General features: G+C 44.3%; 13 protein-coding genes and 2 pseudogenes. 5 read left to right on the top strand and 10 right to left on the bottom strand.

The window, feature by feature from the left end; genetic code table 11:
* Nucleotides 1-30: 30 nt before the first annotated feature.
* A complete protein-coding gene (locus tag XPG1_RS16715) occupies nucleotides 31-1443 on the bottom strand; it encodes an MFS transporter (RefSeq protein WP_045960243.1) in 1413 nt (470 codons plus the stop codon).
* A 94-nt stretch (nucleotides 1444-1537) separates the two neighbouring features.
* Between XPG1_RS16715 and XPG1_RS16720 the strand changes: the two genes are divergently transcribed.
* Nucleotides 1538-2239, top strand: coding sequence for a helix-turn-helix transcriptional regulator (locus XPG1_RS16720; RefSeq protein ID WP_045960244.1), 702 nt, complete (start codon nucleotides 1538-1540; stop codon nucleotides 2237-2239).
* 22 nt (nucleotides 2240-2261) lie between these two features.
* Here the strand turns inward: XPG1_RS16720 and XPG1_RS16725 are convergent, their stop codons facing one another.
* From XPG1_RS16725 to fdhE, 4 genes are all read right to left on the bottom strand, one after another.
* Nucleotides 2262-3908: an LTA synthase family protein gene (locus XPG1_RS16725; RefSeq protein WP_045960245.1), complete on the bottom strand. Its 1647-nt coding sequence runs from the start codon at nucleotides 3906-3908 to the stop codon at nucleotides 2262-2264.
* 69 nt (nucleotides 3909-3977) lie between these two features.
* Nucleotides 3978-5891 carry a selenocysteine-specific translation elongation factor gene (selB, locus tag XPG1_RS16730; protein ID WP_045960246.1) on the bottom strand — a complete coding sequence of 638 codons (1914 nt, stop codon included), beginning with the start codon at nucleotides 5889-5891 and terminating at the stop codon, nucleotides 3978-3980.
* Nucleotides 5892-5924: 33 nt separating this feature from the next.
* On the bottom strand, nucleotides 5925-7316 hold the full coding sequence (gene selA, locus XPG1_RS16735) for an L-seryl-tRNA(Sec) selenium transferase (RefSeq protein WP_045960247.1): 1392 nt from the start codon (nucleotides 7314-7316) through the stop codon (nucleotides 5925-5927).
* A gap of 18 nt (nucleotides 7317-7334) precedes the next feature.
* A complete protein-coding gene (gene fdhE, locus XPG1_RS16740; RefSeq protein WP_045960248.1) occupies nucleotides 7335-8270 on the bottom strand; it encodes a formate dehydrogenase accessory protein FdhE in 936 nt (311 codons plus the stop codon).
* A gap of 274 nt (nucleotides 8271-8544) precedes the next feature.
* On the opposite strand from fdhE, the gene XPG1_RS16745 reads away from it, so the two are divergent.
* On the top strand, nucleotides 8545-10626 hold the full coding sequence (locus tag XPG1_RS16745) for a plasmid pRiA4b ORF-3 family protein (protein ID WP_045960249.1): 2082 nt from the start codon (nucleotides 8545-8547) through the stop codon (nucleotides 10624-10626).
* Nucleotides 10627-10786: 160 nt separating this feature from the next.
* Here the strand turns inward: XPG1_RS16745 and XPG1_RS16750 are convergent, their stop codons facing one another.
* The 5 genes and pseudogenes from XPG1_RS16750 to fdnG form a co-directional block, all read right to left on the bottom strand.
* Nucleotides 10787-12100, bottom strand: coding sequence for a sodium-dependent transporter (locus XPG1_RS16750; RefSeq protein ID WP_045960250.1), 1314 nt, complete (start codon nucleotides 12098-12100; stop codon nucleotides 10787-10789).
* The gene (locus XPG1_RS16755) at nucleotides 12097-12288 is read right to left on the bottom strand and encodes a hypothetical protein (RefSeq protein WP_045960251.1); all 192 of its coding nucleotides are present in this window, start codon (nucleotides 12286-12288) and stop codon (nucleotides 12097-12099) included. Before XPG1_RS16755 ends, XPG1_RS16750 begins: the two co-directional genes overlap by 4 nt.
* A gap of 662 nt (nucleotides 12289-12950) precedes the next feature.
* On the bottom strand, nucleotides 12951-13592 hold the full coding sequence (fdoI, locus tag XPG1_RS16760; protein ID WP_045960252.1) for a formate dehydrogenase cytochrome b556 subunit: 642 nt from the start codon (nucleotides 13590-13592) through the stop codon (nucleotides 12951-12953).
* Nucleotides 13589-14522: pseudogene (gene fdxH, locus XPG1_RS16765) on the bottom strand (formate dehydrogenase subunit beta). The gene fdoI and the pseudogene fdxH overlap by 4 nt, the downstream one beginning before the upstream one ends.
* 13 nt (nucleotides 14523-14535) lie before the next feature.
* A pseudogene (gene fdnG, locus XPG1_RS16770) lies at nucleotides 14536-17584 on the bottom strand (formate dehydrogenase-N subunit alpha).
* Nucleotides 17585-18191: 607 nt separating this feature from the next.
* Between fdnG and XPG1_RS16780 the strand changes: the two are divergent.
* From XPG1_RS16780 to fdhD, 3 genes are all read left to right on the top strand, one after another.
* A complete protein-coding gene (locus tag XPG1_RS16780; RefSeq protein ID WP_071825413.1) occupies nucleotides 18192-20996 on the top strand; it encodes an aldehyde dehydrogenase family protein in 2805 nt (934 codons plus the stop codon).
* Nucleotides 20997-21005: 9 nt separating this feature from the next.
* Nucleotides 21006-22193 (top strand): MFS transporter, encoded by a 1188-nt coding sequence (locus XPG1_RS16785; RefSeq protein ID WP_045960254.1) that lies wholly within the window; start codon nucleotides 21006-21008, stop codon nucleotides 22191-22193.
* Between the two features lie 214 nt (nucleotides 22194-22407).
* Nucleotides 22408-23196, top strand: a complete 789-nt coding sequence (gene fdhD / locus XPG1_RS16790) for a formate dehydrogenase accessory sulfurtransferase FdhD (protein WP_231853104.1) — start codon at nucleotides 22408-22410, stop codon at nucleotides 23194-23196.
* The last annotated feature ends 88 nt before the right edge of the window (nucleotides 23197-23284 follow it).

The raw sequence follows: 23284 nt of genomic DNA on the forward strand, positions 1-23284 counted from the left end.
CCTCACAACCGATCAATGTGCAGTAATTGGTTATTTATCCACTGCAATTTTGGCTGATTTAAATGCTGTAAATAATGCCAATATTGGCGCAATGGCGAAAAGTAAAAATAACCAATAGGAAGAAGAAGCCGCTCCCTCTATTCCACCCGGTTGATAAAATCCAAAGAAATTCACGATCATCCCCCCTAAGGCAGAACCGAATGCAGAAGAAAATAACTGCACGGTAGTAATCGATGATCCAGCGATGTTTTTATCCACCTCATTGGAAACTTGCAAAATGCGGGTTAAAAGATGAGGCCAACCAAATCCCACGCCAAAGCCAAATAACCCCAATCCCAAAATGAGCAATAGCATTATCTGCCACTCACCTGATGATGAGGAGGGTAGAAAGACAAGTAATAGCAACATGCCGCTTAACATAAAAATCGGGCCGCTTATCATCGAAAACCGCATCTTCGCGCCCTGCCAACTGGCACTGAGCATTTCTCCTATCGTCCACCCCACGGCGGCGGAAGCAACCATATAGCCAGAAACCAACGGCGATTGACCATGCAACACTTGCAAAAAGTAGGGAATAAAAACATCCCCCGCCAATCCAATCACTAATAGCGCAATAGTGGTGAATAAAATCAGATGTGGGGAACGCCAACTCAAGGCATTTTCAGGCAATAATCTCACGGAAGCCCGACGTTCATAAATGACCAATAAAGCGATCAGTAGTACAGCCGCAATAATGCCAATCATGTTAAATCGAATATCCTGTGACACACTACCAGAGGAAACGGCCAGCACGGCGGTTGATAGTAGAATCAATTGCATAATAGGTAATGCGGTTTTGGTTTTATTCTGCACTGGCGTTTTCGGTAAGACCCGGTAGGTAAATACGGCATAACCCAAAGTAATGGGGAGCATAATGCCAAAAGAGTAACGCCATGCATTCATTTCAGCAAAAACACCACCAATAGCTGGCCCAATTAAGGTTGCTACCCCCCACATGCCCGAAATCAGCGCCATAGCCCTGGACCAAAGTGATTGGGCAAAGACGTGATTAATCATCGAATAGGAAAGTGCAAACAGAAATCCACCACCGAGTCCTTGAATCGTTCTGCCAATCAACATCACCACCATCGTCGGTGCAAGGGTACAAATTAAACTACCGATGAAAAAGACCAGTGCCGCAACCAGATAAGCATTCCTGGCTCCCGATGCACTTAACAATCTTGCCGAAAGCACAGAACCAATGATCGATGCCATAATAAATAACGTCGTATTCCAGGCATAGAGATTCAGTCCCCCAATATCTTTAACAACAGAAGGCAGAATAGTAATCGCAATTAAGGTGTTCGCTGCCATCAATACTATGCCCAGTGACAGAACTATCGCACTTGGTGCATTTTTGCTGGAAAACAGATCCCTCCAGCGGCTCTCCTCAGTCATTATCATGATGGTTGTCCTGAATTCAGGTTGAGTTATGAAAAGTCCTACGTTAAATTAAACAAGATAAAACTTGGAATAAATTAATATCGAGATAAATAATATGTCAAGTTTTGACTTGGAAAATAAAACAATCATGGGACAAACAGTGAGTGATAAGTTATTAATGCTGCTGAAAACCCAAGGTTCATTACAAGCCTCTGATGCCGGCAAGCTATTGGGAACAACCGGGGAAGCAGCCCGTCAGCAATTTGTGAAACTGGCTAAAGAGGGTTTGGTGGAAGCAAAATCAGAAACACGGGGCGTTGGTCGGCCAATACAACGTTGGCATCTCACAGACAACGGTCATGCCCGATTTCCTGATACACATGCTGAACTCACCACGCAAATGATTACGATTATTCGCAGTCAATTGGGTGAGACAGCGATGGATTTAATTATCAATGAGCGCGAAAAAGAGGCTTTTTCCAGCTATAAAAAGGCGATGGAAGGGGCGGAAAAGTTACAGGAAAAAATTGAGCGGTTAGTCGCCATTCGTTGTCGGGAAGGTTACATGGCGCATTATTCTGTTGAGGAAAACGGTACTATTTTATTTTTTGAGAACCACTGCCCGATTTGTGCTGCCGCAAAAATATGTCAGGGATTTTGTCGGGCAGAATTAAAACTGTTTCGTGATATTCTGCAAGCCAACGTAGAAAGGAGTGAATATATTCTTCAGGGCCACCGACGCTGCGCCTATCGCATCACGCCAGTGGAGCCATGTGATCGTTCAAATTTATTGGGACAAAATAACACTGTCGACTGAACGATTTTTTGCCGGAAGAACGTTACTCACCCGCCACCTGTAATTGCTGGTAAATATAATGCTTATAACTCGCTACCAGCGCATTATCCTGACAATCATTCAAAGCACCATCACACAAATGGCGCATGATCATATTGGCTTGATAAAACTCAGGTGCCACCAAGCGAGTACGTTCCAAAATGATGCCGCCGAGGAAAGAGATATCCGTCAGTTTGCCGGTGGTGATTGGCGCACCCTGTACCAGATTATCCCGTAACGTAAATTGGGTCACATGTGCCGGATCAGGGAGTGAGGAGTGATAATCAGCAAAATGGATGTTCGGTTGATGATCACCAAAATAGAGGAAAATAGTCGGTTTATCACGATGAGCCACGAATTCACTGAAATCCTTGATAGCCGGATCGGACGCGATGATTTTTTCCATATAGTGGCTAAACTTGCCGGCCACCGTTGCAGGCTGCACTTTACCCGCCAAACCGTAATCATCCTGATGACTCTCTTCATAAGGGCCATGTTCATACATGGTCAGAGAAAAAATAAAAATCGGCTTGTCTGTTTCCTTAGCCAAGAGCGTTTTCACATAAGACAACATCGCTTTTGTCGGAATTTTCCATAAATTTTCATCCATATCTGCCGGATAGCCCAGTTCCTGCGGTTGGATAATGCGATCAACACCCAGGGTCTTGTAAGCATATCCCGCATGATAAGCCGATTTATTAAATGGTGTCAGAACGACGGTGTAATAGCCATTGTCTTTCATGGCACGGAACAAACTGTTTTTCAGGTGATCAACGACAATGTAAAACACCGAATTTTTATTAGGTTCAAAATCCTCTGTATTCAATCCGGTTAAAACGGAGAATTCAGATAACCAGGTGCCCCCCCCAAAGGTCTGTACCCTGAGTGGGCTTTGCGCACGAACCCCCGCATCATGCTGAAACATATACAGGTCTGGCAAGTGTACATTGGTGGGTAATTGGTAAATATGGGGATTAACGGTGGATTCTTGTAACAATACAACGACATCCGGTTTTACCGCTGATTGAGGTTCAGGCAATGTCACTGTTTTCGCCTGTTGTAAGAAATAATCAGCCGATATACCCAGTTTCGGCGGTTGATATCGTGATTCTGAGGCAGACATGACCATATTGGTCATCGTTCCCCGCCCCTTCGGTAATTCGCTTTGCCATGCGGTATGGTAAGCATTCACCGTCAGGTTAACGCCCCAGGCGCTGACAGCCACCAAAACGAGACTGCCGAGACGCCATTTGATCCCATGTGCAGGAGACGCCGATTTCCAACCCAATATCATATTGAATATCAACCAGATCAGCATCCCTGCCACCGCAATACCGGCCAACCAATAATGACGTAGCGTTTCCTGATTTGCCGGATCTAACATGACATTCAAATCAGAAAACAGTAATTGATCTTTGTAGTAATGAATTTTTATCTGGTTAAGAAATTTGAGGATAATAAACAAGGTTCCGGCTAACACGGCCGAAAATAACCAGCGCGCTGAAACGAAAAACGCCAGGCCAAACATCACACCAAATACGCCAACAGACACCAGTGCAGGGTAAATATCCCCGCCTTTTTCAAACACTAATATCAAGGCAGCAATCAACAGCAACCCCAGATAAATTGTCGAGATTATCTTTTTCTTCATACTCTATTGAATTCCACACATGAGGTCAGTTTGACGACTCGTTGAAAAAAACATGATTAGCGTTAAGGGCTAAAAAATTCCCTCATCCCGCAAAATATGCAAATCCGCTTTCCTGCGGGTCAATCCCATACGATCAAAATATTCCAGTATTTGAATCGCTAACTTCCGCCCAACGCTTAATTCATCTCGAAACTCGATTGCGGTGATGCCTCCCTTATCCTGAGAATAACGACGGATTAAATCAGCAAACTGCTGAATACACTGATAGCGGTAATAACGATCAGGCACAATCGCGATAATGAGGCCCAATTGGGCGGCTTTTCGCAAAAGACAACGCAACGTTTCTTCCTCTTCCCCCATTTTAGTTGCCAAATCGCGTACCCACCACGCTTCCGCTTTAAAATACGGTTCGACTTTTAACCACAAGTACGCCTGTTCTGTGGTAAACGTCAATCCATGTTCAGGCAAATATAACCAACCACGAGTTTGTTTCAGCTTTCCTTGCGCTAATAGCTGGTTGATCAACGCATAAACCAACCGATCATCCAGTGTCGGCAACGCTATTCGTTTCAAACGCGCCTTGCCCAATCCCTGTTGATCGGGGTGTTTTTCATGGTATGCCCCTAAGCGCTGTAAAAGTGTTTGTTCTGCCAACGTCGCATGATGCCGGGAGATTGCCCAATCCCCGGCAACCACCACCTGCGTTTCAGCCAGCAAACTGTTGAGCTGACTTTCTGTCAACTGACGAGCCCAGGCAAAATGGCTAAGTGACAATGCACCCTGTGTTAAGTATAAAGTGAAACTTTCCGTATGGCTGAATGAGCGAGCCAGTTGGGCCAGCCAGGCAAGAAATTCAGGCCGGCGCTTGCCTCGCCGTGGGGAATGTAAACTAATAACTCTCGCCCCGGCCAGAGTGCTCCGGGCACTGATATCACGCAGTATCAAGCGATCATCTTCCACCAACCACAAAGGGCTGTCCAGCATCAGTTCAGCCAATACTGGCGTATCGGCCAGCGAATTCAGGATAGAAATTCGTCCGGTAATATGGCGGGTAGCATGATGGATATGGAGAGATTGCCCGTGTTGCAGTGGTACATCCGCTTCAATTTCAACCAACACTTTTTCAGTCGCAAACAATGGGTTTTGTGATACCGGTAGCGGCGACAACACCCAATCGCCACGGGACACCTGCGCTTTACTGACATCACCAACGATATTCAAGGCAATACGCTGTCCCGCTTTAGCGCTCCGGGCAGGTTGATTCTGCGCATGTAACCCCCTCACTCTCACCGCTTGCTGACAGCCGGTCAGCCACAAAGTATCTCCCACCTCGATGCTTCCCGCCAAGGCGGTTCCAGTCACAATCAAACCCACCCCCTTCACAGTAAACACCCGATCGATCGCCAAACGAAAACGGTGGGCCAATTTTTCATGCGGTGGATTTGGCCAGGCAGAAGGGGAGAACGATTGCCGGGCAGAATGAATTTGATGCAGAGATAACAGATGCTCCCGCAGCGGGATAATACCATCCTCAGTCACCGCTGACGTGACGAAAAACGGTGCCGATTGCCAACCTTGTGAGGCCAGTAATTGCCTGACCTGCTGGCGCACGTCGTCAATCCGGGCCTGTTCGACACGATCTGCTTTAGTCAGCACAACCGTTATGGCAGGTCGCCCGATTAAACGCAAAATGGCCACATGCTCCCGCGTCTGAGCCATCACTCCGTCATCACAGGCAACGACCAACAGGATATGCGCTATACCCCCTATCCCCGCCAGCATATTGGACAGAAATTTTTCATGTCCCGGTACATCAACAAACCCCACCGACGATCCCTCTGGCTGCGGCCAGTAAGCATAACCGAGATCGATCGTCATCCCCCGTTTTTTCTCCTCCGGTAAATGTGTCGTATCAACGCCCGTGATTGCTTGAATCAGGGTAGTTTTTCCGTGATCAACATGTCCTGCGGTGGCAAAAATCATCGTTATCAAACCTATTTTTTATCACTGGAACGTTTATAACAGCAATGCTCGCCATAATTCATTCCCATCTTCCAGGCAACGCAAATCCAGCCATAACCGGCCATCATACAGACGTCCAATCACCGGTTTTTTCAGATGACGCCATTGATGAGCTAATTTTTCCAATGTGCTGCCACGTCCATCAATCGCAGTAAAAGTCAACGCCCAACTAGGCAACCGATCCACCGGTAAAGAGCCACTGCCAATTTGGGAATAGCAAGGCTCATCACAGACAATGAATTTTTCACTATAATAGGCCTGAGCCCGGGGAAGTAGCTGTTGCGCCATATCACGGATTTCACCTTGCGGGCGGGTCAGCAGACGCAAAATAGGTAATGTCTGGCAAAGCTGTTCAGGATGTTGATAGAGACGTAACGTTGCTTCCAGCGCAGCCAGCGTCATTTTATCTGCCCGCAATGCGCGTTTCAGGGGATGATGTTGGATCGCCGTGATCCACCGTTTTTTACCCACAATAATACCGGCTTGCGGCCCACCCAATAATTTATCGCCAGAAAATGTCACTAAATCAATGCCATGATTCAGATAATCCTGAGGCATCGGCTCTGCCGGTAAACCATATCGCGTCATATCGATGATGGAACCGCTGCCAAGATCGATGGCCGTCGGGATTTGAGATACCCGGCCTAATTCCGCTAACGCTTCACCTGACACTTCAGCCGTGAAACCGGCAATGCGGTAATTACTGGTATGCACTTTCATCAACATGCCCGTATTGGCGTTGATCGCCTGCCGATAATCTTGCAGATGCGTTCGGTTTGTTGTCCCCACTTCGACCAGACGACAACCCGCCTGCACCATCACATCGGGAATGCGAAACGCGCCACCAATCTCCACCAATTCGCCACGGGAAACGACAACCTCTTTTCCCGACGCCACCGTTGCCAACACCAACAAAACAGCGGCGGCATTATTGTTAACGATGCAGGCATCTTCTGCCCCCGTTAGCGTACAGAGTAAATCCGCCAGCGCGCGATCACGATGCCCCCGATGAGCACCATCAAGGGAATATTCCAGCGTCACCGGCGAACGCATCGCCTGGGTGACGGCATCAATTGCCGTTTCAGCCAACAATGCCCGCCCCAAATTGGTATGGAGCACCGTTCCGCTCAGATTAAATACCGGTTTTAAGGCTGAGGTTTGATTCCTGTCTAATCGTCGGTGCAATGATGTTCCCCAGTCATCACTCCAATCCGGTAAAGCTTGATGTTCACGAATATTAAACCGAGCCTGTTCCTGCATTTCGCGCAAGATATCGACGACTTGTGTCTGCCCATGAGCAGCAATCAGCGAGGTAATTTTCGGCTCCCGCAGCAAGCTGTCAATCGATGGCAACTGGCGGAATAACGTGTTTATGTCTTGTGTCATCGCGTCCTTTCTCTCCCTTTATTCGTCAGGAAACAAAAACGGGTTCAGGCTACTGCGGGCAAACCCCTCTTCTTCCATTTTGGCATCCAGAATCAAGGACGCCAGATCATCGGCCACAACATCAATGTTCGGATCTTTCTCCTGATACAAAATTTTGAGATAACTGCCGCAATCACCACAACTTTCCGTCTTAATAGCGGCTTGTTCACTCTCTAATGACCAATAATTCAGATCGCGGCTCTGTTCACAGTTAGTGCATTTCACGCGGACGACATGCCATTCACTTTCACACAAATGACAGTGTAAGTAACGCAACCCCTGACTAGTGCCGATTTGCACCACACTGGCCACAGGCATACTGCCGCAAACCGGGCAAAACTGGCGATGTTCACCATATTCCGCCCGGGCATGACCCGGGATCAAACTGGCCATTTGCGCCCAATACACCGATAACGCCGCCCAGACAAACACCGATTGATCAGCACTTACCTTACTGAACTCACGATTGAGCAGCGCACTTGCGATCTCTTCTGATGTTTGGGCTGAATTTTTTGCCAGATTTTCGAGGACAGGTTTCACATGTTCAGGTACGGTAGACTGCAATTCCACTATTAAGGTGTGCAGGATATTCTGCCAATGCGGAGTGCGGCGCAACGTTTTGCAATCCAGAGGGGGTGATCCCACTTGTGGCGAATGATGGCAAAACAGCTCATCCCATACCATCTTCAACGGATTGTCATATAACGCTTTTTGCTGTGCTTGTGCAATTTTTGCCGCAAAATTCAGGTAATTTGACAAGGGATTGCTTTCCGTTGCCAACGTTTTCAGGCGTTCGGCACGCTGTTGATACAAATTTTTCAGGTTGGCAAATAACAATGGAGGAATAAAACTCGCCGATCTTTCATTTATCCGCGCCTGGACTAGCTGCTCTTTAGGAACAATGCGAATACTCATTATCTCAACCTTTCCTGTGATGTTGATACCCCAAGATTCCACCGACCTGCCTGTTAGGATAGCGGAATGGCATGACCCTATACCCAATGAATCTCAAGTTGCCACCGGCAAAAGAGTGTGAGCGGGTAGACGATTCGCCATAAATTCCAACACGAGTCTACTGACCTGTCAAAAATCTAAGTTAGACTGCTAATGAGCATAGGGGAGAGTCTATTTGACAGCATGATAATAACGCTCTTCTTGACTGGTAAATGGATAGTTGAAGAGGTAATGAATGAAAATAACGTCCGAAGAATTGCTATCTGCAATAAAAAAATACGCCCACTCTCCCAAAAAACAACACGTTTTAACCCAGAAACAAACAGAGTGGTTTTCCGAGCCTGAAAACGTCTTCTCACTCATCAGCCTGGTGCTGACACTACCTGAAACGTTAACCAACGAGTTAGAAGACAGCATTCACAATTGGGTTGACCTTGCCGTCGCGGAACTCTCGTTCACGGCAAACAAATTGCCTGTTGAAGCCAAACAACGTTTTGAAGAGCGCATTGAACAACTGCTGCGTCATACCACCGGCAATGCCGAACTCAATAGCAATGGTGTGTTGTTATGCCTATCTATCCTGAAAAGATATCAGTTTCATATCACAACGGATATCACTCAACTGTTAGATATTCCACAATATGTGGATAACACCAATATCGCCACGTTTCCCTCCACGCCACCCAATTTAAGACAACTGTTTGAACAGTTTGAAATTCAGTCCAGCCTGAGCTTCATCGATTTTTTTGAAGACGGCCTGGCCGTGATCCCTCCCGATGCGCTAATCCCTCTATTTTCAGAAATCACGTCGTATTCATGGGGAATAGATGCCCTAGTGCTACTGACCCAATACTTTGAGGAACCGATAGCCCTTGCCAGTGCGCAAGTATTGGACAATTGTCCCTCCTCTGCCTGGAAAAACGTCTCCTATCTGCAACTGATCAATCTGTGTACCCGCTTTAATCGCCATCCTTCCATTCACCCTTGTTTTAAGCGCTGGAAAAAAAGGGCGATGGCACACAACAAAATGCCGCCTGTTCATCCACCAGCAGAGATACATGAATTGTATGTCACCCATGTCGATGGACATGATTGTGCCAGCATGATAATGACAATCACCCTGAGCGGGCAAAAGTACCAAATGAATATGATGCTGGATTTTAAATCTGGCATCCGCGAAAGTTTACTGAATATTTCGCCTGACCTGACCATCCCCGAATTGATCGATGAGTTGAACACTTATGGCAATAATAATATTGACTTTACGCCCGTCACGCCTGACTGGCTGCAACAAATACTACCGTGGATATTGTCAGTTCAGCAAAACAAAAACACACCACTCGATCTCCACTCACTTTATTGGTTGTCTCAGCTTCCCTTAGCATGGACACAGCCCGAAGAGTTTGCACTTGAGTGCTGGAGCCAAAAGCTCGGTTATCAAGCCAATCCACAACGACAAGCGCGGAATCGCCTTGGCATGACCATGGGTTCACCCTTAATCCTGAGTTGGTTAGCACCGGAAGAATATTTATTAAAAGCGAAAAAGCCCAAAGATTTACTCAAGCACTATTACTATGCAAACCGGGAGTTATTTGTTGAACGCCTGACTTACTCCGCGACAATTGAACAATACAGACTGCCCCCACAGATGCCCCATTTGGTGGATCAATATTTAGATTTGGCCTATACCCTCAGCGATCCGGCACTTAATCGCAAGAAATTTGCGTTATTTGATACTCTTTCTGAGATCAGCTTTGAATATTTCTACATGGAACAAGAGGCGGCGATTTTACCGCAAGGACTGGTGCTCAAAGTCAGTTTACTCGATGCCAGCCCGGCCGTATGGCGCCGGATTCGTGTCAGCAATCAGCTAACACTCAGCGAATTTCATGATGTGATACAAAATGCTATGGGTTGGGAAAACGCACATCTCTTCCAGTTTAATGTTTCCGGGGTTGATATCCCGGAAGAAAATTATGACCAAACGCCTGTCGGCGTATTTCTGAATGACATTGGAGACGAACTTTACTACCAATACGACGTTGGCGATGATTGGTTACATCAGATAATCGTCGAAAAAGTGCTTCAAAAAGACCTTATTCTGCCTGAGGTAACCGCAGGTAATGGCATGTGTCCGGCTGAAGATATTGGTGGCATTTGGCGCTGGAATCATTTGCTCAAATTAAGAAAAAAGAAAGTGCTGACGAAAGATGAAACGGAACAACTGGAATCGTTGGGATTGTCGCCAAGCGAAACGTTAAAACCTTTTGATAAAGAACAGGTTAATCAGCGCCTGACAGCACGTTTCAATCTATAAGGCTCAATAATATCGAAGAAAACCGGAGGGGAAGAATAATCTCCGGTTTCTTTTTTTATCTGATGTCATATAACGTCTGAGTTGGTAAGAATTAACTCGATGAAAATATTTCTCAGACAGAACCAAACAGCGGGCTAATCACTTATCCCACCTAACACAATCAAATCAGGCCGTGTACCAGAATCACGCCTATACATAAAGGCCCGACATATCGCCATATAAACCGTAAACATTGACGACGCCATGATGACGTATTATCGGGTATGAGTTCATTAACTTTACGTGACCAACCAAATACGAGGCAAATAATAATCCCGAATAATGGCATCAGCACATTGGACGTAATAAAGTCCAACATGTCGAAAATGGATTTTCCACCTAATGTGACGTGACTGAGAGAACCAAAAGAGAGGGAAACAGGGATCCCCATTAACATAATGGATGCAGTGACCATTAAGCCTGCTTTACGACGTGACCAGCGAAAACGACTCTGAACATAAGCAACAATGTGCTCAAGCAATGAAATGGCTGAGGTCAGTGCCGCCATGAGTAACAATAAAAAGAAAGTGACCGCTAATATTGATCCGCCGGGAAGACTGGCGAAATAAATGGGCATCGTCATAAACGTTAATCCAGGGCCTGCATTTGGTTTTAAGCCAGCTGCCGCCAACGCGGGAAAAATCATCAGACCAGCCAATATACACACCAAACAGGAGAGAATGACAACCCAGAGACTCGATTTACCTACACCGCGGTTATTCGGCAAATAGGAGCTGTATGTAATGTGAATCCCTAACCCGATAGACAGTGAGAAAAATGCCAATCCTAATGCATCTAAAACACCTTTTCCAGTCAAGCTACTGAAATCTGGATACAAGAATAATTTGAGTCCTTCTGATGAACCCGGTAGACGGATGCCAACAATAATCAACATGATCATGATTAAAAATAACAATGGCATCATTACCTTAACTGATTTTTCTAAACCTTTTTGCACTCCAGATAACACCACAAAACAGGTTAACCCTGAAAATGCCAGATGGGCGATTATCGGCCAGAATGGATCGCTGATGAAATTGGTGAAAATAGAGGTCAATTGAGAGATGTCGGTAATATTCAGTTGTCCTGTCCCCGCCATCACCGTGTAGCCTATGGTCCAACCACCGACAACACTATAGAAGCTATAGATACACCATGAACTGAATATGCCCATAAAGCCAACCCAGCCCCAGTGTTTACCGAGTAATTTTTTAAACGCATTAACCGCCACTTCACCCGTACTGCTTCCCAGTAAGTTTTCAGCTAACAGAATTGCCAACCCGATTGCAAAGCTAAACAATAAAAAGACAACTAAAAATGCGCCACCACCATTTGTTGCGGAAACATAAGAGAATTTCCAGATCGCACCAATACCAACAGCAGATCCGGTTGCTGCTAATACATGCCCCAGACGAGACGTCCATTGTTGACTCATGCTAACCCCCGAAGAGATACCGTGTTAGCACATGTCCCCAGCAAAGCAACAGCAGCTGTACACCAGGCATGTTCAGCCGCCTGTCGTCCAACCATAGACGAGGAAATGATATTGCTCACCCCGCCGCATGGGGCAAATGTAATAAAATCCAATGCCCAAATATCGTTAGATAATAAACTGTATGTCATAATGATGATTAACTTCTTTTTTCAGAAATAATTTAATTTATAATAGTTACTATCACAATTACTTGGCGTGCCAAGATGATAATAACGGCCAGAATTGCCAACAACGGCACCAAGTAAAACGTTTAAGTGTTAAAAGACTCTAGTGAAGTATCTAAAATTATTATTTCACTATAGCGCCCTCATTTCTCTTAAGTGAGTTACATTACTGCAGGCGGCGAGTTTATTCATTTTACACAGAAATTACACATAACAGATATTGAAATCTGTCAATAAAATCGTGTTGAGATGCGATAATTTATTAACTTTTCTGCAACCTTTATTCTACAAGATGGCATGCCACCTTATTCCTTAAAATTGTCTGCCAGGAATGAATATGATAAAAAAATAATATGTAACAAACCATCCTTAAATTTACTTTATTCCTCTTTTTTAATTTTAACGAATATCTTATTTCATCATAATCGCCTCTTTATAATATAGGATATCGTGTTTGGCTTTATTTTAGGGTCATGTATTCAATACGTAATCAAAAAATCGGATAAAGCATTTCAGCCATAATCAGGTTTAATATAAAAACAACAACCATTAATAACGATACCCATATGGTTTTTTTACATTCTTGCGGTCACAAGGCAGGATACCTTCCGTACCCTGCCTCACATTCATTCTTTTTCCTTTTGGCGTTCTTGTTCCAAAATCTCACGATACCAACGTGGATGATGTTTTTTCGCCCAACCGCGCGTCACCCAGCCTTCCACCATCGCGCGCACCGAGCCTTTCACCCAAAACGCCGCATAAGCGTGAACAATAATCGTCAGGATCAAGCCTATCGCTGCCAGTGAGTGAACCAGTAACGCAATCCGGATCAATGGGATAGGGAAATACACCGCAAAATAGGGACGCCAGATCATGATGCCACTAATGAGTAACAAGAGTAGGCTGAGACTCACTGACCAGTAAATCCCTTTCTGACCAAGGTTATACTGCCCGATCTCCCCTGCTTCCTCATTACGCAGCACCTTATGAATATTCTTCGCCCATTCAAGGTCGTCCTTATTGATCAGGTTATGTTTGAAATACCGGAAAAACATAAAGATAAACAGAAAGAACATCACCGCACCTGCAAACGGGTGCAATATCCGTGACAGTTGCGGCGTCCCAAAGATATTCATCATCCAGTTCAGCGAAGGAAAGAAAAATCCCAATCCACTGATGGCCGTCAACAAGAAACAAATGACCACCGCCCAATGGTTGATGCGCTCAACCGGAGAATGACGAATAATGATATCGTTACGCTGTTTCATTTCTTCACCGCCTCATTATTGGTTTTGTCCGAATCCATCTCTTTCAGGGCGTTTTCTTCCTCTTCTTTAGAAACCCGGTTCGGACCAATCCCCACATAATGAAAAATGGACACCGCGAAGGTAGCCGCAAAACCAATGGCAGCCAAGGGCTTCCAGATGCCTTTCCAAAATGTCACCGTCGGGCTGATGGCAGGGTTATCCGGCAATCCATGATAGAGCTGAGGTTTGTTGGCATGATGCAGCACATACATAACATGGGTGCCCCCTACGCCCGCAGGATCATACAAACCTGCATTTTCATAACCGCGACCTTTAAGCTCCTCAACCCGATCGGCTGCCAGCGCTTGCATATCCTGCTTACTGCCAAAATGAATCGCCCCTGTCGGACACGTTTTCACACAAGCCGGTTCCTGGTTCCTGCCCTACCTCGACACGGTCAACGCACAGCGTACATTTGTAAGCGCGATTATCGTCTTTGTTGATGCGCGGCACATTGAATGGACAACCTGCAATGCAATAACCGCAACCAATACAGTGCTCCGACTGAAAATCCACAATGCCATTGGTATACTGAATAATCGCGCCTTCCGCCGGACAGGCTTTCAGACAGCCGGGATCAGCGCAATGCATACAACCATCCTTGCGGATCAACCATTCCAGCCTGCCATTCTCCTCCACTTCGGAAAATCGCATCACTGTCCACGACTTCGCTGTCAGATCGGCCGGATTGTCATAAACACCCACGTTATGCCCAATTTCATCACGAATGTCGTTCCATTCTGAACAAGCCACCTGACACGCTTTACAACCAATACAGGTCGTCACGTCGATCAATTTTGCCACTTCTTGCTGGTGATCCCGCACACGAGGCGCGGGCGTCAGTGAATGAGTGGCAGAACGCCGAATAATGTCCTGAGATTGCAATGACATGATTTTTCTCCCCCTACACCTTTTCCACATTCACAAGAAATGCTTTGAATTCCGGTGTTTGCGTATTGGCATCACCAACAAACGGCGTCAGCGTATTCGCAAGAAACCCTTTCTTCGCCGCCCCCTCAAAGCCCCAGTGAATCGGAATACCGATGGTATCCACTTCACGGCCATGAACAAGCAGGGTACGAAGCCGTTTCGTCACGACCGCTTTGGCTTTGATATAGCCACGATAAGAACTGACTTTAACGGTATCGCCCTGTTTGATGCCTTTTTCTGCCGCCAGCCGTTCGCCGATTTCCACAAATTGTTCCGGTTGAGCAATTGCGTTCAACAACGCATGTTTCGTCCAGAAATGGAAATGTTCCGTCAAACGGTAAGTGGTGCCTACGTAAGGGAATTTGTCGGCCTTGCCCAGCGCCTCAAAATCGCGCCTGAACACACGAGCCGCCGGATTGGACACCACATTCGGATGCAGTGGGTTGGTTCCCAACGGTGTCTCAAATGGCTCGTAGTGCTCAGGGAATGGCCCTTCAGCCATTTTGTCGATGGCAAACAGACGTCCCATCCCTTCTGGCTGCATGATAAATGGCCCGACATCGGTTCCCGGCGCTGCATTGCTGTAATCCGGGATATCCACCCCATGCCACTGATCACCATTCCAGGCGATTAACCGGCGTTTAGGATCCCACGGATTGCCCTGTGGATCGGCCGATGCCCGGTTATACAGGATACGACGATTCAATGGCCAGGCCCAGGCCCAACCCGGTGTATTGCCTATACCGGATGGATCAGCATTATCACGACGTGCCATCTGGTTGCCTTCCGCCGTCCAGCTTCCGGCAAAAATCCAGCAGCCGCTGGCCGTGGTACCATCATCACGCAATTGTGCAAAAGAAGATAATTGCTGCCCCTTTTTAACCAAAATATTACCGTTGGCATCCCGTAAATCAGCTAAGGCGCGGCCATTATTTTCCTGTGCTACCTCTTCCGGTGTCGGCGCATCGGGATCAAAGTAATCCCATGTCATGCTCAGGATTTGTTCTGACGCGACGCCACCTTCTTCCCGGTACAGGTCACGCAGGCGCTTGAAAATACCGGACAAAATTTCACCATCCCCAATGGCTTCCCCTGGTGCATCTGCACCTTTCCAGTGCCATTGTAACCAGCGAGCTGAATTGACTATCGAACCCGCTTCTTCGGCAAAACAGCAACATGGCAGACGGAAAACTTCGGTTTGAATAGTGGCAGGATCAACCTCATTGAATTCACCGTGATTTTGCCAGAATGACGACGTTTCAGTACTGAGTGGGTCAACCGTCACTAAAAACTTCAGTTTCGATAACGCGGCGACCACTTTGTTCTTGTCCGGGAATGAGGCAATGGGATTGAAGCCCTGGCAGATATAGCCATTCACTTCCCCTTGCGACATCATTTCAAAATATTGCAAAACATCGTAGGGCTTATCCCACTTCGGCAACAAGTCAAAACCCCAATCATTCTCTTTACGGGCATGATCGCCATAGAAACTTTTCATCAAGCTGACAAAGAATTTCGGATAATGACGCCAATAGTTGACCTGCCCCGGAAGGGTGGCTTTCGGTGTGTTGGCCTGCAAATAGGTTTGCAAATCAGTCTGTTTTTCTGATGGTAAAGAGAGATAACCCGGCAGGCTTTGGGATAACAAGCCTAAATCCGTCAGTCCCTGAATATTGGAGTGACCACGCAACGCATTAATGCCGCCTCCCGCCATTCCCATATTGCCGAGTAATAATTGGATCATCGCCATCGTGCGGATATTCTGCGCGCCAATAGAATGTTGCGTCCAACCCAGTGCATACAGGAAAGAGGTGGTTTTGTCTTTCGCGCTGGTTTCAGCCAGATATTCACACACTTTGAGGAAATCTTCCTTTGGTGTACCACAAATATCTGTCACGACATCCGGTGTATAACGGCTGACGTGGGTCTTTAACAGGTTCCAGACACAACGTGGATGAGTCAGGGTTTTGTCGCGTTTGGCGAACCCATTTTCATCCAGTTCATAATGCCAGGTCGTTTTATCGTACCGACGATTTTCGGCATCATAACCACTGAACAGACCATCATCGAACGAGAAATCTGCCCGCACAATCAGGCTGGCATTGGTATAAGCCTCAACGTACTCACGATTTATTTTTTCATGAGTCATCAGGTATAAGATCACACCGGACAAGAAGGCAATATCGGTGCCGGAACGGATAGGCGTGTAGAAATCCGCCACGGATGCCGTACGGGTAAAACGGGGATCGATAACAATCAATTTGGCATTGTTATGAATTTTCGCTTCCATCACCCAACGGAAACCGACAGGATGAGCCTCCGCAGCATTCCCGCCCATCACGACAATTAAGTTCGCATTCTTAATATCCACCCAGTGCTTGGTCATCGCACCGCGACCAAATGTTGGAGCAAGACTTGCTACCGTTGGTCCGTGTCAGACACGCGCCTGGTTGTCTACGGCAAGCATGCCGAGAGCGCGACTAAATTTCTGCGATAAAAAGCCGGTTTCATTACTGGCCGCAGATGCACACAACATGCCGGTGGTCAGCCAACGGTTAACCGTCACTCCCTCTTGATTCGTTGTGACGAAGTTGGCATCGCGATCTTGTTTCATCAATCTCGCGATACGATCGAAAGCCTCATTCCAGCTTATTCGCTGCCATTGATGGGAACCTGGAGCACGATATTCTGGATAGTGCAGGCGATTCTTGCTGTGAATAAAATCCACCAAACCAGCACCTTTGGGACATAAAGCGCCACGGTTTACCGGATGGTCTGAATCACCTTCGATATGGAAAAGCGTCGATTTGGCATTTTTAGCACCATCACCGATGGCTGTACATCAATAATCCACAGCCGACAGAGCAGTATGTGCAGGTATTCCGGGTTTCACGCGCACGCAACAATTTATAGTGACGTGTTTGTGCCATCGCTGCGGTCGGGGCAAACCCTAGCGCGGCGGCCGTCGTACCCGCCATACCACCAGCGCAGATCTTAAAGAACTGCCTTCTGCTGACTTGCATGGGGGATCTCCTCACTCACATTGCTCACTCACACACTGCTTAATGAGGCAGGGTGCGTCTGTTCTGATGAAGACATCATTATTATTAACGACATCATTGAATCATCACGTTCGGATTGCTTACCTTATATCCACACAAACCGTATTATGAATCAATCGACTGGAGAATTCACTAATGAATAAGGAAAGGCCAGAAAATGAGTGAACTCTGGAAGAGATTTGTGATGTTTTTCGCATGAATGTGCAACAAAAAAACACCAGATACAGGACTCAGTGGAACCGATTAAAATCGGATTAATTCAATTTATTATTTATCAATAAAAAACAACCCCCTTAAAATAAAAAATAAAAAACGCACAACAATACCTTACTAATAATAACATCCATAATATAAAAAAAGGCATTGCTCTGCGTTGACTGTAAAAAGTAGCCGGCGTATTTTCATTTAATCACTAACTTTGCGTAACTTTAAAATACATTAGCTAATAAATTAAAATCAGTAAAATTTAAAAAAGAAACAATTTCCACATTAAATTTTATTTTTTTGTTTTTAACCATTATAAGAAAACATAATAATACAGAGGGGTAAATTATACATGAAGTGGTATATGAAAGAAGCATTAGAAATAAATAACGCCATACCCTATGGTGAAGAAATTAATATTAGTGCTGGTTTTGGACCTACAGGGATACCCCACATAGGAACACTTTGTGAAATTATTCGCACTAATTTAGTTAAAAATGAATTGATCAGGTTGGGCCGAACGGTGAATTTTTATCTAATTTCAGATGATTTAGATCCCTTCAGAAAAATTCCATCCAATATACCTAACCCAGAAAAACTAAACAAATATTTAGGATTACCTATAAATAAAGTTCCAGATCCTTTTGGTATCTACCCTTCATTCTCAGAAATGGCTGAAAACAGATTATTTAAACTAGCTAAAGAGTATAATGTGAATTTCAATATAATAAAAAACTCTATCGCCTATAAAAAGGGAGATTACAACACCACCATTAAATTATTCCTTCATAATTTCCCTATCATAAATAGAATATGTAAAGAATCCACTGGTTTTTTAAGACAAAGAACCTATAATATTATAATGCCAATTTCTGAAATAACGGGGAAAATACTTGAGCATATCGTTATAACAGATATCAACGCTGATAATGGAGAAATAACTTATTATATACCATCAGATGAAATAGTAAACAAACCGGGGCATGAATATGGTGTCGAACTACGCGAACTTTATCAGGAAGAAATTTTAGATAAAGAACAAACCGTTTCTGTATTTAACGGCAAAGCTAAGCTTCAGTGGAAAGCAGACTGGAGTATGCGTTTACTATATAGAAATATTCATTTTGAAATGCATGGCGAGGATCTGATAGATTCAGCGTCTGTGGCACAACAGATTTACGCTGCATTACATAAACCAGCCCCACGTCTTTATAAATATGGCCTGTTTCTTGACGCTTCAGGAAAAAAGATTTCTAAATCAAAAGGTAATGGTTTTTCTCTGGATGATGCGAAAAATCTTCTTACACAAAACGCTATCCAAGTCCACTTATCAAAAGATCCCAAAAAATCGACTAAATTCGCGATAGAACAAGCTCTTAGATTAAACGACCAGGCAAATATTGCTAATAAAAAAAGGTTGTCTTTTCTAAAGATATCCAGAATCTTACAAGCATCGAAGCCTGCCAACATTTCCTGCGCAAGAAAATTCCTTGATCTGTATAGGAGAGATGGAGAATTTATATCAGAAAATGAACTGCAAATTAGCTATAATTATTATTTAAAAACCAATAAAAATTATAATAATGGATTAACCACAACGAAAGAAAAGAATTATTTTTTGTTTATCGCTAATTCAATAAAACAAGATAGAACGTTATCTAAGGAAAACATTTTCCAATTTATACTCGAATCTTTCAAAACAAACTTTCCTGATCACGATAAATCACAGATATGGCTTTTACTTTACCGAGGATTGTTTGGTGATATCTGCGGACCTAAAATTAAAACATGGATAAAAATAAATGATACAAAAGACATCATTGAACACTTTAGCAACCCACACCAAGTAATATCAGAAAATCAACAACACCGTGATAAAAATGAAAAAACAGAACACCACATGATGATAAACAAGGATAAGGAAAATAAAACACATATGATAAAGTTATTTAACAAAATTGATTTTAATCAAATCAAAGAAAAATGTGAAATGCTATCTCTTGCATTAAAAAACAATAGCGATGCCCTGATTGATGCCCTATCAGAATATCAATGTAAAATAGTCACTGAAGATGAAATTCACCGCTCAGTGGATGTCCTTAATAACATTGACAAAAATAAAGAATACTTCAAACAAAATATTTATGGTATTACTTCATTTCTACCACTTAATCAGCCCATTTATGCCACTGTCTGTTTTGGCTTTATTCCATCCCTCATGGCCGAGAATGTTTGTATTCGTCCACCAACCGCAATGCATCCTCATTATAAAATATTTGAAAATGTTATTAATATGGCAAAAATATCTTCATCGTTCTCAATCTCTTATGAAGACAAAGAACTATTTTTAAGTAAAAGGGTAAATATAACTGATGCCGTTATTTTTACAGGAACACCCGAAAATGCCATTAAAGTTCGAAAGCATTTTAAAAAGAACATCTTATTTATCTTAAATGGTTCTGGACATAATCCACTGGTTATATCCAAGGATGCTGATATCGATATAGCGATTGAAAGTGCCAAACGAGTTGTTCTCTATAATCAGGGACAAGATTGTGCCGGGCCTAATGCTCTATTAGTACACAATAATATATATGATCTATTCAGAGATAATTTAATACGTAGTTTAAAGCGTATTGAAGATAAAGTAGGCCCTTATTCTGATTATACGAATATCGTGGGTCCTAACAGTGACATAGACCATTGTGTAAAAATCGCATCAATATTTAAAATCAACCGGGATTATTGTACCTATGGGGGAGAAATAAACCCGATAAATGGTATGATAAAACCCACCATTTTTGAAAAGCCACTTTTCCTGGGCGGAAACTACAAAGAGTTCTTCGCCCCTGTTTTCTTTTTGCAAAAATACCAGCAAGATAAGAATTTAGCTGACTATTTTTCCAATCCCAGTTATCCTGCCAATGCTATGTATATTTCTTTATTTGGTACAAGTCATTATATCAGTCATGAATTAAATAAGAAGTTACACTTACCGGAAAGCATACTAAATAATACTGATTTACATATGGAAGAACATGGTTATCTTCCATATGGTGGACAAGGAGCGGCTGCATCATGCCTTTGGCATAATGGCAATAGAGTTAATGGAAGCACGTTACCACAAAGAGATATCTATCAATATTTAGTCGAACCACACTATAGATAAAGGAAAAAAATGACAGCCAGCTTTAATAAATCATATATGGTATCCATCATATTAGGGGCATCCCTCGTAGGGTTAGCGATGGGATATACATTACCTATGGTCAGTTTAAAGTTGGCCGGACAAAAACAGACATCAACACTACTTGGCATCATATCCGCATTACCTGCTGTAGGAATGCTTATTTCTTCCATGATGACCCCCCTACTTAATCGTTTATGTAGCTTAAATAAGTTATTAAGTTTTAGCTTATTGCTATTGATCGCTTCCACTTTATTTTCTACTTATTTAAATCAAGTCTATTATCTTGCCATTCCCCGATTTCTGATGGGGTTTGCCTGTGGTGTCATTGTGGTCGTTGGAGAATCCTGGGTCAGTGGCCATGCCGGTGACAAAAACAAAGGCACCTTAATGGGACTGTACACCTCCGCATTTACCGGGTGTCAGTTACTAGGACCATTACTGATTTCAATATTTGGCATAATTTCACTCATTCCAGTCATGTTATTGGCCATACTCGCTCTCCTTTGCATTGCGCTTATATTGATACATCCTGCGGTGTCAATAACACCACAACCAGAAGAAGAAGGAGAAAAAAACCAGTTTCCCGTATTGCCGTTAATCATATCGGCTCCCAGCCTTCTCATTGGGGTGCTTTGCTTTTCTTCTTTTGATGCCGTATCCCTATCCATGTTTCCACTGTATGGCTTGTCATTAGGTATTCCTGAAAAAATAACCATTACGTTGATAACACTGATTTTTTTAGGTGACGCGATTTTTCAAATCCCGATCGGATGGCTGGCTGACAAAACCGATTTGCGACAGATGCATATTATTTGTGGCGTGATCTTCACGCTTTCTCTATGCGCATTGCCTTTTACAGCAAATTCCATTTTTTTATGGATTGATGTCATCATCATGGGGGCATTTGGTGGGGGTATTTATACTTTGTCATTGGTGAGGGCAGGAAAAAAATATTCGGGTCAGATGCTCATTGCCATCAATTCCTTATTTGGTGTTATTTGGGGAATTGGCAGCCTTTCTGGCCCCTTAGTAACAGGCATAGCGATGGATATATTCAATGAAAAAGGATTTATTATTGCTCTTGTTTCTATTGGGTTATTCTTTATCATTTCCCATTGGTTTCCTAAAAAACCGATACCTGAAAGGTCTACCAGAACAATTCTCCCCCCAAAATAGATCGGCAATAACATCATTGAGTCATTATGTAATGCAGGGTTCTTGATTTAGGGCACTGTCTGCGATAAATAGGATTTATTGTGTGATCGGATTGCTTACCTTATATCCATACAAACTGTGTTATGAATCAATCGAGCGAGCGGGGAATTCACTAATGAATGAGGAAAGGCCAGAAAATGCGTTAACTCTGGAAGGGATCGAGGGTGTTTTTCGTATGAATGTGCAACAAAAAAACACCAGATACCGTACTCAGTCAAGCCGCTCAAAACTGGATTGGGTCGCAGAGGAAGTCCCGGTTGCTTTGGTGTATAACGGTATTTCCCATGCGGTGATGATGGCCAGCCCGAAGGATCTCGACCATTTCGCTATCGGGTTTTCATTGTCAGAAGGAATTATCACGTCTCCACAAGAAATCCGGGGGATTGATTCTGTCATGAGTTGTCACGGCGGGATTGAGTTGCACATTGAACTGTCCAGCCGCTGTTTTGCGGGATTAAAAGAACGCCGACGCAGTATGGCAGGCAGAACGGGCTGCGGTCTCTGCGGCACAGAGCAACTGACAGAAATATTTCGTCCCATTACACCTCTGCCCTTCACCCAAACATTCTCCCTTTGCCACCTTGATACTGCGCTTACGCAATTACCGCGTGTTCAGGACATCGGTTCACTCACAGGTTGTACACACGCCGCGGGTTGGATGAATCCAGAGGGGAAATTGCTTGGTGGTTGTGAAGACATCGGGCGCCATGTTGCATTGGATAAGTTACTGGGCATGCGGGTAAAAATGGGCTGGCGACATGGTGCCGTACTGGTTTCCAGCCGAGCCAGTTATGAAATGGTACAAAAATCAGCGCATTGTGGGGTAGAAATTTTATTTGCTGTTTCTGCCGCAACCTCACTCGCCATTGAAGTCGCACAGAAATGTCATCTGACATTGATCGGATTTTGCAAGCCGGGACGAGCAACCGTGTATACCCATCCACAACGCATCGTGGATGAATGAGTAACATTCCCCCATCGTTCGTTATCTCATTCCAACAGCATCGCCAATTTAATTTCAAAACGTTAATCTTTACTTTTTGCGCAAAAGC

It is taken from the genome of Xenorhabdus poinarii G6 (assembly GCF_000968175.1).
GTDB lineage: Bacteria > Pseudomonadota > Gammaproteobacteria > Enterobacterales > Enterobacteriaceae > Xenorhabdus > Xenorhabdus poinarii.